16 protein-coding genes and 2 pseudogenes are annotated in these 14,673 nt (G+C 68.4%); 8 read left to right on the top strand and 10 right to left on the bottom strand.

Going from position 1 to position 14,673, the window contains the following annotated elements; all coding sequences use genetic code 11:
* Window positions 1-54 precede the first annotated feature (54 nt).
* The 4 genes from B4U46_RS37170 to B4U46_RS39830 all read right to left on the bottom strand — a co-directional run bounded on the left by B4U46_RS37170 (window position 55) and on the right by B4U46_RS39830 (window position 2,215).
* Window positions 55-366 (bottom strand): hypothetical protein, encoded by a 312-nt coding sequence (locus B4U46_RS37170; protein ID WP_159402045.1) that lies wholly within the window; start codon window positions 364-366, stop codon window positions 55-57.
* 93 nt (window positions 367-459) lie between these two features.
* Entirely contained in the window at window positions 460-855 is a 396-nt protein-coding gene (locus B4U46_RS36035) for a transposase (protein ID WP_107438192.1), read from the bottom strand.
* 86 nt (window positions 856-941) lie between these two features.
* Entirely contained in the window at window positions 942-1,241 is a 300-nt protein-coding gene (locus B4U46_RS00855) for a hypothetical protein (protein WP_123995960.1), read from the bottom strand.
* A 107-nt stretch (window positions 1,242-1,348) separates the two neighbouring features.
* A complete protein-coding gene (locus B4U46_RS39830) occupies window positions 1,349-2,215 on the bottom strand; it encodes a hypothetical protein (protein WP_159036850.1) in 867 nt (288 codons plus the stop codon).
* 880 nt (window positions 2,216-3,095) lie between these two features.
* Here B4U46_RS39830 and B4U46_RS00845 point away from each other — a divergent pair.
* The 3 genes from B4U46_RS00845 to B4U46_RS00835 are packed head-to-tail and all read left to right on the top strand — an operon-like array spanning window position 3,096 to window position 5,033.
* On the top strand, window positions 3,096-3,755 hold the full coding sequence (locus B4U46_RS00845; RefSeq protein WP_159402044.1) for a transposase family protein: 660 nt from the start codon (window positions 3,096-3,098) through the stop codon (window positions 3,753-3,755).
* A 10-nt stretch (window positions 3,756-3,765) separates the two neighbouring features.
* Window positions 3,766-4,104 (top strand): hypothetical protein, encoded by a 339-nt coding sequence (locus B4U46_RS00840; RefSeq protein WP_079423159.1) that lies wholly within the window; start codon window positions 3,766-3,768, stop codon window positions 4,102-4,104.
* Window positions 4,105-4,115: 11 nt separating this feature from the next.
* On the top strand, window positions 4,116-5,033 hold the full coding sequence (locus B4U46_RS00835) for a hypothetical protein (protein ID WP_079423157.1): 918 nt from the start codon (window positions 4,116-4,118) through the stop codon (window positions 5,031-5,033).
* 149 nt (window positions 5,034-5,182) lie between these two features.
* On the opposite strand, the gene B4U46_RS00830 is transcribed toward B4U46_RS00835, so the two are convergent.
* Window positions 5,183-6,046 (bottom strand): YncE family protein, encoded by an 864-nt coding sequence (locus B4U46_RS00830; protein WP_159402043.1) that lies wholly within the window; start codon window positions 6,044-6,046, stop codon window positions 5,183-5,185.
* Between the two features lie 139 nt (window positions 6,047-6,185).
* Complete coding sequence (locus tag B4U46_RS00825) at window positions 6,186-7,409, bottom strand: ISAs1 family transposase (RefSeq protein WP_237292463.1); 1,224 nt, start codon at window positions 7,407-7,409, stop codon at window positions 6,186-6,188.
* A 336-nt stretch (window positions 7,410-7,745) separates the two neighbouring features.
* Here B4U46_RS00825 and B4U46_RS00820 point away from each other — a divergent pair, with 336 nt between their 5' ends.
* Window positions 7,746-8,630 carry a DUF2268 domain-containing protein gene (locus B4U46_RS00820; RefSeq protein ID WP_079423151.1) on the top strand — a complete coding sequence of 295 codons (885 nt, stop codon included), beginning with the start codon at window positions 7,746-7,748 and terminating at the stop codon, window positions 8,628-8,630.
* Between the two features lie 792 nt (window positions 8,631-9,422).
* Here the strand turns inward: B4U46_RS00820 and B4U46_RS00815 are convergent.
* Genes B4U46_RS00815 through B4U46_RS00800 form a run of 4 tightly spaced genes read right to left on the bottom strand, consistent with a single transcriptional unit; the run spans window position 9,423 to window position 11,888 of the window.
* Entirely contained in the window at window positions 9,423-10,334 is a 912-nt protein-coding gene (locus B4U46_RS00815) for a phosphotriesterase family protein (protein WP_185117358.1), read from the bottom strand.
* Window positions 10,328-10,912, bottom strand: a complete 585-nt coding sequence (locus B4U46_RS00810; protein ID WP_079423149.1) for a DUF4865 family protein — start codon at window positions 10,910-10,912, stop codon at window positions 10,328-10,330. The genes B4U46_RS00815 and B4U46_RS00810 overlap by 7 nt, the downstream gene beginning before the upstream one ends.
* A 14-nt stretch (window positions 10,913-10,926) precedes the next feature.
* Window positions 10,927-11,316 (bottom strand): cupin domain-containing protein, encoded by a 390-nt coding sequence (locus tag B4U46_RS00805; RefSeq protein ID WP_079423148.1) that lies wholly within the window; start codon window positions 11,314-11,316, stop codon window positions 10,927-10,929.
* A gap of 11 nt (window positions 11,317-11,327) precedes the next feature.
* A complete protein-coding gene (locus tag B4U46_RS00800) occupies window positions 11,328-11,888 on the bottom strand; it encodes a TetR/AcrR family transcriptional regulator (protein ID WP_237292461.1) in 561 nt (186 codons plus the stop codon).
* Window positions 11,889-12,074: 186 nt separating this feature from the next.
* Between B4U46_RS00800 and B4U46_RS38660 the strand changes: the two are divergent.
* The 4 genes and pseudogenes from B4U46_RS38660 to B4U46_RS00780 all read left to right on the top strand — a co-directional run.
* Window positions 12,075-12,265: pseudogene (locus B4U46_RS38660) on the top strand (site-specific integrase); the annotation flags it as partial.
* An 82-nt stretch (window positions 12,266-12,347) separates the two neighbouring features.
* A pseudogene (locus tag B4U46_RS00790) lies at window positions 12,348-12,692 on the top strand (transposase); the annotation flags it as partial.
* Window positions 12,693-12,734: 42 nt separating this feature from the next.
* Window positions 12,735-13,718 carry a GNAT family N-acetyltransferase gene (locus B4U46_RS00785; protein ID WP_079423145.1) on the top strand — a complete coding sequence of 328 codons (984 nt, stop codon included), beginning with the start codon at window positions 12,735-12,737 and terminating at the stop codon, window positions 13,716-13,718.
* Between the two features lie 137 nt (window positions 13,719-13,855).
* A protein-coding gene (locus tag B4U46_RS00780) for an IS5 family transposase (RefSeq protein WP_398909008.1) occupies window positions 13,856-14,664 on the top strand; the annotation gives its coding sequence in 2 pieces (ribosomal slippage) (window positions 13,856-14,188 and window positions 14,191-14,664; 807 coding nt in all).
* Window positions 14,665-14,673: the final 9 nt, after the last annotated feature.

The raw sequence follows: 14,673 nt of genomic DNA, 5'->3' as shown, positions 1-14,673 counted from the left end.
GAGTAGTGCGCATCGCCATATACCTCCTATTTGGGACATCTTTGCTTGTAATCCTTAGCACACGGCCATGTCGAATACGGGGAGGAGTGCCCCGAAGCTGCCGTGTCGTCCAGAGCCCTCGCGCTCGGTGAGCATCCGGGCGAAGGACCGGACGTGCCCGGTGAGGGCGTCCAGTTCCGGGCAGTGGACCAGCACCGCCTTGAGCCGGAGTTGTTCGCTCTCTGCGAGGGTGCCGGGGTGCCGGAGAATCCACCCGGAGACCGTCCGCGGGGTGGGCGGCCGGGCGAAAACCGGTCCGGGCGAGAGGCGTTTTTCCCGGAGGTAGGCGCGAACTCGCTGGTAGCTGCCCTTGTAGCCGAACGGCACGATCTCCTCCCACAATGCCAGGCGTTGGTGCAGCCCTGATTCCAGCGGTCGTCCAGGTAGGGCTTGTACTCGTCGAGGACGGTGGGGCGGTTCTCACACCCCAAGGCAGCTGCGGTGCTGGGCGACGCATCGCTCGGCGGCCTCGCTCAGTTTGTGCCACAAGTGCCACCTGTCTGCGACTTTGATCGCCTGGGGCGCCCCGATGGTGGCTCCTTCCGCAAAGAACGGAGCGCGGTCGCGCCAGACGACCTCAATGCCCGGGCGTTCAGCCAGCCACGCGGCCAGGCTGGATGCTTCCCGGTCGGGCAGCATGTCCACAGGCCGCCGGGTTTCGACGTCGACCAGCACGGTCCCGTAGAAGCGCCCTTTGCGCGTCGCGTACTCGTCGACCCCGACAACCCGCGGCGCTGCTACATCTGGATCGGGCAGGGCCTTGACCAATCGCAGAACGGTGCTACGGCTGACAGCTACCCCGAAGACACCGGCCATGCGCGCGCCTGCCCGGCCGGCCAGCGCGAGACCGACCGCAGCCAGCGTCGCCCGCAGGCGTTCGGTCCACCGGCCGTACCGCCGGGTCAGCCCGGGTATCTGTTCGACGAAAGTCTGCCGATCACATAACGCGTTCCCGCAGATGAACCGGCGGACCCACAGGCACAGCCGAACCCGCTGCCCGCACTGGGCACGTCAGCGGGATACCGCATATAGGAGCTGTGAACCCGCTCCGACCAGCTCCTGCACCCAACGCAGTCGGCCCCGACCAGCGTGCAGTGGGCCTCTATCAATACCGCCTCGTCGTTCACGTCGATCGACAGCACCGCGATATCCGCGATCGACGGGAACAGCAGCTCCTCCAGCTGGAGCACCGTCTCTTCCACGGACCCGAACTGTCAGCCCATCCACGATCGCCACCGATGGGGGCTGTTACACCGCCTGGTGTCGGGCGCTGCTGCGAACCGGTACTTGGCACCCCACGGACGACGGTTCAGGAACCGTAGGTGATGGACACCTGCGGTGATCCGGTGGCGGGGCCGGAAGTGCCGCCGGCCGGGACGAGGTTCGACCCGCCTCCTCCGCCGCCGGGCCCGTCGGCGCCGGCGGTGACCAGGAAGCAGCCTCCGCCTCCGCCTCCGCCGTGCCAGCCGCTGCCACCGCCGCCCCCGCCGAATCCGCCACCGCCTGTGCCGCCGGTGCCGGGCGTGCCGTCGGTGCCGGCCTTGGAGCCCTCGGGGCAGGCGGCTCCGCCTTTGCCGCCGTGGGTCTGGGTTCCGCCGCCACCCCCGCCGCCGCTGTCCGGTCGCTCGCCGCCGGGCTTCCCGGTGTCGCCGGCGTCTCCGCCGGTGGCCTCGCGGACGGGGCCGACGAAGCTGGAGCCGCGTCCGCCGCCTCCGCCGCCGGCGGCGACGATGAGGCGGGGGTCGGTGCGGGGAACGCCGGTCAGGGCACAGCTCGCGCGCGCCGAGCTGCAGGTGCGGATGTCACTGGCACCGCCGCCGCTGCCGCCGGGGCGCTGACCGGTACCGGCTCCCCCGCCCGTGCCGACGTTGACGTAGTAGAGGGTGCCGGGCACCACGGTGAGGGTGGCGGTGACGGTGGCGCCGGTCCCGCCCGCTCCGCCCTCGATGGCGGACCGTCCCGGCTCGCCGGTGGCGGTGATGGTCAGTCGGGTGACGCCGGCGGGGACGACGAACCGCTGGTTGGCTCCGGCGGTGAAGGTCTTGGTCACGGGCGCCGCTGCGGCGGGCGCCGCGGGCACCACCAGGGCCGCCGGCAGCGCCGCGGCGGCGAGCAGGAGCGCGGCCCGTCGGGCCGTGCGCCGAGGGCGTTCGGATCGCTTTGGGGTCAAAGTCACGATGGGCACTCCTGGACGGGGCCGTGGCACCCACCCCCGGGGCGCCCGCGGATGTCGGTCGATGGTCCGGCCCCTGCGCGGGACCGTCCGCCGCGGACCGTCCGGGCCGCAGCGGTCAGGCGTCACGCTCTCCTTCAGTCTCCCCGTTTCCCGGTCCGCCCGCCTCCCGGCGTCCCGGTCCGTCCCGGCGTCCCGGATCCCCCGAAAGGACGGAGCGAGGACGCTCCAAGGACGACCCTCTCTACGTTGATCAAGTCCTCGGCTTGGCACCCATGGGCATTCCGACCGGCGAGGTCGCTGTGCTCTCTCGGTTTCGTGTCAGTGAGATGGGTGTCAGTGGTGGTTGGAACTGAGAGTGGGTTGCGGTGCTGGTGGGAGTGATTCTCGGTTGGGTGTCCAGCCCTGGGGATGGGGCCGGATGGCGCTGGTGGTGTGGGTGGCGGATTGCGGCCGGTGGCGGTACGGCGGTTGCTGGCTTCGCAGAGCCGGGGTGAGCTGACGCCGGCGCACACGGATGGGGGCGCAGGCGCTCAGCCCTGGATCTCGGCGAGGAGCATGCGCAGGGTGAGGCTGTGCTTCTCGGGTGGCAGGGCGTTCCAAGTGGTAGGGCCCCGATGGAACGGAAGCCCGTCGCCGTCCGGCCGCCGACGGGCTTCCGTCCTCCCCGCCGCCACAGCCGGCCGGCCCCACCAGGGGCATTGCATGATTGGGATTGGTCCGGTTCGCCGGTCTCGTGAGTGACGTGGCGTCATGTCCGTTGCACGGCAGGGGGCCGGGAAAGCAGAGCAGGCACGGTGTTGGTGATCATGTGGTTGTCGAGACCCATGAGAACCGAGCGAGACCGTGCCTGCCCGAACATCCTCCCCCTATGCCCCCGGCGTTGGAGCAGTTGACTGCCCATGCCGCCCCGCTCGCCCCGGAGGAGGCTGCTGACCTGCGCCGATTCCTGGTTGTCGTCCCCGACCCGCGCGATGCCCGAGGCCGACGCTACCCGGCGCCCGCCCTGCTGTGCGCAGCAGCGGCGGCGGTACTGGCCGGCGCCCGCATCGCGGTCGGCGAGTGGATCGCGGACATCCCGCAGCACACCCTCGGCATCCTGGGCTTCACGGCCGACCCGTTCACCAGACAACGGGCTGTGCCGCACCCCGCGACCGTCCGCCGCCTGCTCGAACGCGTCGACGGCGACGCGCTGGACGCAGCGATCGGCGCCTGCCTCCAGGCCCGCCACCCGCTCGCGCCACCGCAACAGGCGGAACCGAAGCGGACCGCGCTGCGACCGCTCGCGGTTGACGACAAGACAGTCCGCGGCTCCCGTACCGCCCAGGCCGCGGCCGTCCATCTCCTGGCCGCCATGACGCACGGTGGCACCGTCCTGGTCGCTGCGACATGCGAACACGGCGACGCCGCTTTAACGTTGTCTGTACCCGATGTCGTTCGCCTCGGATTCTTCGGGTCGACGATGACGATAGCGAACGACGGTGACCGAAATGCGGTCCGGGAGCCTCAGAGCATCACGCCAGTGATGGAGTCCAGCCAATGAAGGGTATGTCATGTCCGCATCAAAAGACAGCAGTTCAGCGCCCTATAACGACGTGGCGGCGGTTCCGATCGGCATCTTTCGCCACTACATGAACTTCATCGTCAGGCACGACCTGTGGGACGGCGCCACAGAAGCTCTCCAGGCGGCCGGCATCAACAACGTCGTGCTCGGCGGTCTGCATGTCAAGATCATCCGAGAGTTCGTGGATGCTAAGGGTGTAGAACTCAACAACGACCCAGCTCACGCCGGCACACTGGTCGTGCCCGAATGTTCGATACTATGCCCGCCGCCGAAGACCCCGGTTACGACGACCACCGACGGCGGCGCCCCCGACGGCGGCACCCCGTGAGGGAGTGAACCTTGTCGACCGGCGACAGTCCAGGTGGCGAAGCGCTGGAGGCGGCTCGTGAAGCGAAGGCCCAGTTCCGGTCCCAACTGCTCGGTCATCCCGATGTGCACGGTGTGGGCGTCGGGATGCGAAGGAGAGCCGGTGAGAAGACCGACGAGTATGCCGTCGTCGTTCACGTGCGCCGCAAGCTCGCGCTGAGCGAGATTCCGCAGGCCCGGCGGTTGCCCACTGAGTTGCGGTTCGAAGGCTACCGGGGTGACGAGATCGTGGTCCGAGTCGATGTGCAGGAACACCCTAAGCCCGCGCCGGAGATCCGGCGTGTCAGGCCGGTCCCCGGCGGAGTGAGCGCCGGTTACTCGGGCACGCTCGGTGGCTGGGTATGGGATGCGAAAACCAGCCAGGTGGTAGCGCTGTCCAATGCCCATGTCTTCGGAACGGATACCGGCGCGGCCGTTTCTCAACCGTCGATCGAGGACGGCGGGCGAAGCGGCGAGGATTCGATCGCCACGGTCCTGAGGCTGGGTTCCCTTGACGCCGCCGTCGCCATTCCGGTCAACTTGAGCATCGTGAGCAAATCGATAGTGGGCGGAGGTCCCGCTGTCTTTGGCGTTGTGGAGGCAGCGGTGGGCATGAAGGTGCAGAAGACTGGCCACGGGACCGGCCTCACATTCGGCGTGGTGGACCTGATCGATTACGACTCTGACTATTTCGGTTCGCACTCTGATTTGTGGATAGAGGGCGGCAGCGTCGACTTCTCGGCCGGTGGCGATTCGGGGGCGCTCTACCTTGAGTCGCAGGGCGACGCTGCCGGTCGGCACCGGGTTATCGGCCTGCACTGGGGCGGCTCGGGCAACGACGGGGTGGGGCATCGCATCCAGAGCGTCTTCGCGGACCTCGGCTTGACCGTGCTTCCCACCGACGATGAATAGAGGCTGTCGGTTCGACGTTGGTGGGAGAAAGCATGCGTCTCAGCAGTGCACGACAGGCGGACGTGGTCGGGTCGGTGTTGCGGCCTGTCGACGACGCGACCCCACAAGAGCGTGTCGTGCTGCAGATCACGAAGCCACCGTCCAAACTGCTACAAGTCGATCAACGACACAGTGTCCGCGAAGAAGTTGGTTACGTAAAGGCGCGTCCCGTCCTGGTTCACTGCCACACCGCGCGGACCGTCGGCGACCGGGATCGTGTCGACCACTTTGCGGCTGGAGGTGTCGATCACCGAGACGGAGTCGGAGCTGGAGCCGAAGTGAGCTACATAGAGGCGATCTCCATTGTGGCTCACGGCCACACCGTAGGGCCCCGTGCTGACTGGGATCGTGTCGACCACCGAGTCGCGGGAGAGGTCAACCACCGACACTGTGCCCGCGAAGAAGTTGGTCACGTACAGGAGGGTTTCATCTACCGCCACGCCTGTCGGGAAGCGGACCCCGGGGATCCTGGTGTTTGGTCCTTTGCCGAAATGGTCGGTCACCAGTATCGAGTCTTCCTGCGCGAGGGTGAGGTAGAGGGGGCCCCCTTTAGGGCTCACCGCCACACCGTAGGGCGCACGGCTGATGCCACTACCCTGGTGAAAACCGTTAGAGAGATCGAGCATCACCAGCGTCTTGGAACCGGGACTGGCCACATGAAGGGTGCGTCCGTCAGGGTTGGCTGCCACTCCGTAGGGCCCCTCGACCACATGGATCGCTTCCAGGATGACCTCGCGCAAAGTGTCGATCACCGAGACGGTGCCGGCCTGGAAGTTGGTCACGTAGAGGCGGGTTCCATCGGGACTCACCGCCACGCTGTGGGGGCTCTGGCCGGCCGGGATCCTCTTGACCTTTAGGTCGGCAGCAGACGAGGGCGGTCTCTCCGCAGGCACCCGGCTAACCTGCAGCCCCTCCTCCTGTGCTCTCGCAATCAGACGATCCAATGGCGCGTCAGTGACATCTGAGGTGGTCATACCGATCTCCCGTTGTAGCAAATGGAGAAATGAGATGAGGTGATCTCCGTATATCCAGCGTGAACCAGCAACGACCCATCCGCATCTTGGCTTTGGTGTGCAGACGCATCGCCAAGAGAAACCCCAGAATCCGTGCGGATCAGCGCCCATACCGCAGGGTCATTGCATGATCGAGATCGGTCTGGATTCGCCAGGTGAGACCGAGGGCTCGTAGGGGCCGGTGGTAGTCGCGGCCGGTGTGACGGAGGGCGGCGGCGATGTTGGTCTGGCCGTCCTGGCGGAAGACGCTGATGGCGAGGTTGCGCAGGGAGGCCATGGCGCGGGGCAGGGTTCCGGTGCGGACTTTGGAGTCGTCCTCGCGGAACGTGCGGTCCCGGACGTGGTGCAGGAGGTTCTCGATTCCCCAGTGTCCTCTGATCCAGGTGGCGAGTTCGGTGCACGTGGCGTCGAAGACGCTCAGGCTGGTGATCAGGTAGACGCGCTCGATGGTCAATTTCCCGGTGCTCAAGTCGCGTCGCCGCCGTACGACTTGGATCGCCTGGCGGGCGCCGGGGTAGTCGAGGTGGCTGAACGCGGCGACCTTGAGCCGACGGATCTCGTCGCGGTGGTGGGCGTAGTCGCGAGTGCGGTGCCCGAGAGGGATGTCCCGCCAGGGCAGCTTCCTGACCTGGACGTACAGGCCCGGATGGTTTTTCTTCACGACGGCCACGTAGTACGCGCCGCGATTGGTCAGATAGGCCCCGTGGTCGTGCTGGGTGTGCAGGGCGTCTGCGGTCACCACCGTGTTCTCCAACTCGAGACCGCCCAGCAACGGCGCGAAGGAGGGAATCTCGTTGCTCTTGGAAGCGACCTGCCGCTGGGCCAGGACCACGCCGTGGTGGTCGATCGCCGCCAGCAGCTGGATCGCCGCGGTCGCCCGGGTTCTCGAGCCGCGGACCACCTTGCCGTCGACCGCGATCACCCGTCGCACCGTCCCTTGCTCCGCCTCCGGCTCGACCCGGGGCGGCGTTCTGGCCTGCAGATACGCGCTGATCGCCGCGTCCAGCGCGTCACCGTCCACACGCTGGAGCAGGCGGCGCACGGTCGCGGCGTGCGGCACCGGCCGCAGACCGGTAAGTGGATCGGCAGCGAAGCCGAGGACACCCAGCACATGCTGCGGGGCATCCGTGATCCACTCGCTGATCGCGATGAGCGAGCGAGCTCCGGTCAGCACTGCCGAGACGGCTGCGCACAACAACGCGAGGGCCGGATATCGCACTCCTCGCGCATCGCGGGGATCGGCGATCAGGATCAGGAAACGCCGCAGGTCAGCGACATTGCTTGGGGTGAGGGGATCAGCCGGGGAGCCCAGTTGCTCCAGCACGGAAAGGATGGGCGATGATGTTCGGGCAGGCACGGTCTCGCTCGGTTCTCATGGGTCTCGACAACCACATGATCACCAACACCGTGCCTGCTCTGCTTTCCCGGCCCCCTGCCGTGCAACGGACATGACACCACGTCACTCACGATACCGGCGAACCGGACCAATCCCAATCATGCAATGCCCCTGCCGGCCCCACCGTGGCCATCGCTTTGCCATGAGGTGGCACAACGACCAGGACGGGACGGGTCCGCCAGGCAGCGTGGTCACCGCCAGGAACGAGGCGCAGGACCTTCTGACTTGCCCCTCCCGTAACGTGAGGTCCTAGGGTCCCTGGTCATGAAGATCATTGTTCATGACACGGCCTCCTCCATGCTCGATCTCCTGCAGCGGCCGCTGGAGGAGCGGCCCGACGCCCTGCGGGACATGCTCAGCCCTCTGCACAGCGTGATGTCCACGGTGGGCGTGGACGTGGTCCAGATGCACGAGATCGGCAGCGGATTCCGGATCGACCGCGAGGACCCGCGCTACCTGTTGGCCCTGCGTCAGATGCGGGACGCGGGGGTGTGGCACCGGATCGAGGACTGCCTTGCCGCGGCATGGGAGCGGCTGAGCGGCGCGGTGCCCGGAGCCAAGAGCGCCGAGACCGTGCATGTCGTGCTGGTACTCGGCGACCCCGATGACGACCTGCTGACGGTCCGAAACGCCGGCTACCTCGGTATGGGCGGTATCCCCGGGGCGATCCAGCTGACGATGTGGCCCACTGAGACCAGCCTGGCGAAGATCGGCTACGTCGCCGCGCACGAGCTCCACCACAACGTGCGCTATGCCAACGTGGTCTGGAACCCGATGACGGTCACGGTCGGCGAACAGGTCGTGGCCGAGGGGCTGGCCGAGGCATTCGTACGGGAACTGGCGGGCGAGCCGGCCATGGGCCCCTGGACGACGGCGCTGTCCGGCCCGGAACTGGACCATGTCTGCCAGAAGGTCGCGGCCGGGATCGATGTGGCCGGGATGCAGAATCTGCCCGCGTACGTGTACGGCGACGCCACCGCACAGCACATGGGGCACCAGCCTGTCGGACTGCCTGACTTCGCCGGATATGCGGCCGGCCTTCGGATCGTGGACGCCCATTTGGCAGCCTCCGGCCTCACCGCCGCCCAGAGCACGGTGCTGCCCGCACGCGACATCCTCGCGAACGCAGGCGTATCGAGCAGCGCGTGACTTACATCGCTCTTCGCCGTCACGCACAGCCAGAGGTCCGACAGCAGGCCGACCGGCCTGCCGGTGGCTGGGGAGGTCCAGCGAGCAGGTCTGAGGCCACCTCCAAGCATCGGGCGGCCGATTTCAACGAGCGCCATCAGCGCCAGGCCGATCGAGGTAGACCTGCTCCACTTTCCCGCCTTTGAGCACCAACAGACCGACCGTGGTGTTCGCGAGGGCCCGCAGGGCTCGTACTGGGGCACGAGCACCCATGCGAACCGACCCCGGGTCTCCTCGTCGGTGCCGGCGCCGGCCCCGACGCAGCGGCAGGTCGGCAACGCGGCGGCGAAGGAGCACATCTCGACACCGGCCACGGGTGCGTCGGCCGCCGGAATTCAGCCGGACGGGCACACGGCGTTGGCCGCGTGGCCCGGAGGGCAGGCAGGGCGTTCCTGCGGGTGAGGTCTCGGCCCACGGGTCGGCAAATGTCCGTGATGGCTGCGGAGGGGCGCGGCAGGGTGGCGTTCCACAGGCGGGTCGTCGGCTCAGCCAGTGGCGAGGGTGCGCCCGTCGGGACTGAATGCCGGCGAATTCCGTCGGTGGCGAGGGCGCGGCTGTCGGGGCTGAATGCTACTTCCTGCGCGCTTCCTGGTGTGGCACCCGCAGGCCGACGTCCTCCCTGTCGGGCATGCCGTCCCTCTTTACCGTGTCGACCGCGCAGCGCGGTCGACACGGTATCCCGCTCCCCTGCCCGCCTCGCACCGGTGACAAGCGTCGGCCTCCCGCCCATCCGGTCGAGCCGAACCGACCGGCTCAGGGCCAGTCGACGGCGAAGGCCCGCCCGGGGTTCCGCGTGAGGATGTGATCCACCAGCTCCGCACCCAGGGTGGCGACCAGCCGGGGTCGCACCCGGCGCAGCAGGTACGGCATCCCGGGGCCGCCGTCGACCGACCGCGCCCCCGAGACAACGGTGTCCCCGCCGAGCAGCAGCCGATGCCCGAATCCCGCGTCGGCCAGCGCCTTTACCGCGTCGGGCATCCGCCAGTCCGTGGCGTGATGGGCGAGTGAGGGCCCGTCGAACGCCAGATAGCAGCCTGCCTCCGCGGCCTGGCGCTGCACCACGCCGTCGGGGGAGCGGTTGAGGTGCCCGAGGACTATCCGGTGAGGTGGGACCTCCAGCTCGTCACACAGCAGGTCGAGTACGTCGAGTGCGCCCGTGCCGTGCTCCAGGTGGACGGCTATGGGTGCGCCGGTCTCGTGGTGGGCCTCGGCCGCGGCGGCCATCGTCCAGCGTGCGTGCGCGTCGAGGGCGTGGAAGCCGGCCGCGACCTTGATGAGCCCGGCGCGGACGCCGGATGCGCCGATGCCTGTGGTCAGTTCGGAGACGAAGAGGTCGGCGAGCCTGGCGCGCAGCGCGTCGAGGAACTCCGGGTCGTAGTGGGCGGCTTGGTGGAGCCCGGTCGCGCACACCACGTGCACCCCGGCCGCGCGGGACAGCGGCGGCAGGTCCGCGGTCCGCCGTCCCATGCCGTACGGCGTCCACTGGACGACGCTCGCACCACCCGCGGCGCGGAAGGCGGCCAGTTCGGAGCGTGCGGCCGGGACGTCGTCCAGCTCCTGGCCCGGGAGCTTCGGGCTGCGGATGAAGAGGTGGTCGTGGGCGTCGCACACGCCGAGGTCCTCGGGGCGCACGTCCCCGAGGACTGTGCGGACGCGGTTCACCACTGCCGTCCGCGCGGCAGTCCGAGCCTCCCTGGCGCCGACACGTGCAGCACCTCGAAGACTTCGCCCGAGGCCTTGGGCGTGTGGTGGTCCCAGAGCGAGAAGTGGACCAGCTCCCAGTGGTGCGAGTCGACGACGGCCGCGGCGAGTACGGCTCCGTCCTGCGCGGCCAGTCGTCCCGCTTCGCGCACCGCGTCCTCCATGAACTCGGACAGCGGCACGGCGTCCGGGACCCGCTGTCGCCGTCGCACCGCGACGACGGCGGGGGAGCGGGCCGCGGAGCCCTCCTCGTAGGCCAGGCCCGTCCACCGCCGCACCTCGGGCCGACCGAAGTCATCGACGGGCCGCTGGAAGGCGCCTCCCCACAGGAAGGCGTTCATCCCCTCCATGGTGTTCCAGAGGTAGAACGGCGCGTACTGGTTGACCGGCGAACCGTGCACCCCGCGCTCGCGCATCAGATACGCCTTGAAGCCGAGGCCGTCCCAGTCGTCGAGGGCGTGTCCGAGGCGGGAAACGCGGTCGCGGATGATGGTCATGTCGTAGTCGGCGGGCAGGGTCATCTCGTACTGCATGGCGTGCATCGTGATCTCCTTCCTCAGGCGGGGTAGTGGCACACGTGTTCGTGCCACTCGACGGTCGAGCCGTCCTCAGCAGCTTCCACGACGGCGAGATGCGTCATGAAGGTGCCGGGAGCGGCGCCGTGCCAGTGCCGTTCGCCGGGCTCGATCCACACGGTGTCGCCCGCCCGGATCGCCGCGACGTCACCGCCCTCGCGCTGGACCAGTCCCTCGCCCTCCAGGACGTGCAGGACCTGGCCGCGCGGATGGCGGTGCCAGGCGGTGTGCGCGCCAGGGGCGAAGTGCACGCTGAATATCCGCAACCGGGACGGTGACTCAGGGGCGGCTATCTCGTCCAGCCACACCGTGCCCGTGAAGTGCTCCGCCGGGCCCTGCAGGGTGTCGGGTCGCTTTGTCGTGATGTGCATGCGTGAACTCCTCAGGATGCCGGTCGAAGAAGGGAGAGCAGACCGCGTACCCCTGAGTCGAAGGCCGCGGGCGAGCCCGACGCGCGGGCCAGGACGTAGCCCCCTTGCACCGTGGCGAGGACCGTCGAGGCGATCTCCCGCGCGTCGAGGGACCGGGCGAACTGGCCCTGTTCCTGACCCTCTTCGACAATGCGGGCGAGCTGCTCACGCAGCCAGCCGATCGTCTCGTCCACCGGGGCCCGCAGATCCTCGTTCGCGACCACGTCCGGGTCCATCGTCAGGCGGCCCACGGGGCAGCCGCGCAACACGTCGCGTTCGCGCTCCAGATAGGCCCGGATTCGCTCGTACGGCGTCCCGGGCCCGTCCAGCGCGCTCTGCGCGGAGGCGCGCAGCTCCTCGGCGGTGCGGCGGATCGCGGCCAGCGCGAGGTCGGGTTTGCCGTGGAAGTGGTGGTACATGCTGCCCTGGCCCGCGCCCGCGCGCTCCAGGATCGCCTTGGGGCTGGTGCCCACATAGCCGCGTTCCCACAGCAGTTCGCGGGTGGACTCGATCAGCCGGTCCTGAGTGCTCATGCAGCGAGTGTACATACTAGTAGGTACAGAATGCGAGCGGGGCCGCCAAACGTCGGGTTGCTGCCCCGGCATCCGCTCTCGCAGGAAGACCGCCAATGCCCTGGAGAACCCTCAGCTCCTGGCGGCGTCCGCGGCGTCAAACCGGTAGAAGGGCGCCCGGCCCACGGTTCGCGGTGCACCCCCGCCGACTACGTGCTGGAGACGGTGTTCTGGGACGCCGGCATCGCCCGGCTACTGCCCCGCCTGCAGCACGCCGCGCAGGCGGGACCAGGTACCGGTTGGGACCGCACGAGTACCGACACTCCGGTCTGACCCACCTCGGCGAGCGGGGCGCGTCCCAGCTGATGCTCATGGCCAAGTCGAGGCGCGACACCCCGGTCCAGGGGCCGGCGGATGCGCTCCCGCGGAGTGAGTCACCGGTCCGGGGCGGCAGGTCATCACCGCCCTGACGCCGGGCCGGCGTTCGCCAAGCAGTACGGCGCGAAGTTCCCCAAGGCCGTCAAGAAGATCGTCGATGACGAGGATGAGCTGCTGGCGTTCTACGACTTCCCCGCCGAGCACTGGATCCACCTGCGGACAACCAACCCCATCGAGTCGACCTTCGCGACCGTCCGTCTGCGGACCAAGGTCACCAAGGGCGCCGGATCCCGGGCCGCCGCCCTGGCGATGGTCTTCAAGCTCGTCGAGTCCGCCCAGGCCCGCTGGCGAGCCGTGGATGCACCCCACCTCGTTGCCCTCGTCCGCGCCGGGGCCCGCTTCGAACGCGGCCAGCTCGTTGAACGGCCGCAGACGACCGCGGCGTGAATAGGGTGGCGGACCTGCCTCGAAGTTCGAGAACATCCGGTCATGTTGGATGGCACGGCAGGACAGGACCTTCCGGTCGGCTTCGGGTTCCGGCCGTATCGCGGCGACGAAGACCACGGCGCCATGGCCGCGGTGCGGCTGGGGTGTGTTGAACGGGACCGGGTCGATGTCCATTCGGTTGTGGAAGGGCTCCCGACAGCGGCCGAGATCGCCGAAGCTTCTGCCAAGTTGGAGGAGCCGTCCAAGAACCAGATCCTGGTGGTGCTCGACGGGAGCGTCGTCGGCTACTCGACGATCCGGTGGTGGCAAGAGCGGGACGATACGTGGCTGTACCTGCACCGCGGCCACCTCTTGCCCGAGCATCGCGGCCAGGGCATCGGCTCAGCCATGCTGAGCTGGGCCGAACAGCGGATCCGCCAGCTCGTCAAACAGCATGGAACGGCGCGCACGGCAGTGATCGGCGCGAACGCCATAGCCTCCGAGCAGGACGCCACGGCACTTCTGCGCGCAGCCGGCTACCGACGTGTCTTCAGCCTGGTCGAGCTGGAGCTGGGCGATCTGCAGCAGGTGCCCGAGCCGGGCAGCGAACTGCCACCCGGGATACGGACAGGGCCGATCGGGACAAGCCACTACCGTGCAGCCTGGAGGACGGTCGTCGATTCGTACGCGGACACCGGCTTCACTCAGAGATGGCCTTTCCAGGACTTCGTCGACACCGCCGACCCGGCATGCTGGAGGGCTGCCTGGAACGGGCAGGACATGGTCGGCGTCGCCCTCTGCTCCATCCACCGTCACGACCACACCGTGGGCGAGGTGGAAGAGCTGAGTGTCCGGACGGACCAGCGACGCCTCGGAATCGGCCGGGTCCTGCTGCTGGACGGGCTGCGGAGCCTTCGCGAGCAGGGTGCAACGACCGCTCGGCTGTTCACGGGCACGGCAAATCCGCACCGGTCCTACGACCTGTACGAGAGCGTGGGGTTCCGGCGGCAGAACGAGTACGTCCGTTACCGCAAGCCGCTTGCTTGATCGACCGGCCATTGGGCTGTCAGGTCAGTCCACAGGATGTGACAATTCCTCCAGGTCCCTTGGAACTCGTAACAGGATCTTGTTGAGATGCCCTGGTCGGGCGTAACCAGTGTGATGATTCGGCCGTTCGTGAGTGCGTGAGCACTCGGCCGTGGATCGTGGACGACGACTTGTGGGCACTGATCGAGCCTCTGCTGCCGCCCTGGCCGACGAGGTCGCCAGGGCCGCGGCCGGTGGCGGACCGGTTGTGTCTGCAGGGCATCCTGTACGTCCTCTGCAACGACATCGCCTGGCAACTCCTGCCGCCTGAGCTTGGGTTCGGCTCGGGACAGACCTGCTGGCGGCGCCTGGAGCGGTGGCAGCAGGCCGGAGTCTTCGACCAGCTGCACCGGATCCTGCTCGCCGAGCTGAACGCGGCCGGCCGGCTCGACTGGTCGAGGGCGTGCGTGGACGGCTCTCACATCCGCGCGAAAAAGGGGGCGCCGACACCGGTCCGTCGCCGGTCGACCGGCGGAAGACGGGCAGCAAACACCACTTGATCTGCGACGGACGCGGCACCCCGCTGAAAGTCATCACGACCGCGGCGAACGTCAACGACGTCACCCAGACCCTCGCCCTGGTCGACGGCATCCCGCCAGTGGCGGGCCGCCCCGGCCGTCCCCGCAGACGCCCGGACGCCCTGCTCGGCGACAAGGGATACGACTCCAACCCCAACCGAGAAGAGCTGCGCAAACGCCGGATCCTGCCCGTCATCTCCCGCAAAGGAGCCCCGAACATCAAGGGCATGGGCAAGCTCCGCTACGTCGTCGAGCAGACCTTCGCCCTGCTCCACCAGTTCAAACGCCTCACCGTCCGCTGGGAACGCCGCACCGAACTCCACGACGCGTTCGTCTCCCTGGCCTGTGGCCTCATCTGCTGGAGACGCCTCAGCAAGCCCGATTCATGATCGTGTTAC

This window comes from Streptomyces katrae, assembly GCF_002028425.1.
GTDB classification, from domain to species: domain Bacteria; phylum Actinomycetota; class Actinomycetes; order Streptomycetales; family Streptomycetaceae; genus Streptomyces; species Streptomyces katrae_A.
This window is presented reverse-complemented; position numbering and strand designations above follow the sequence as displayed.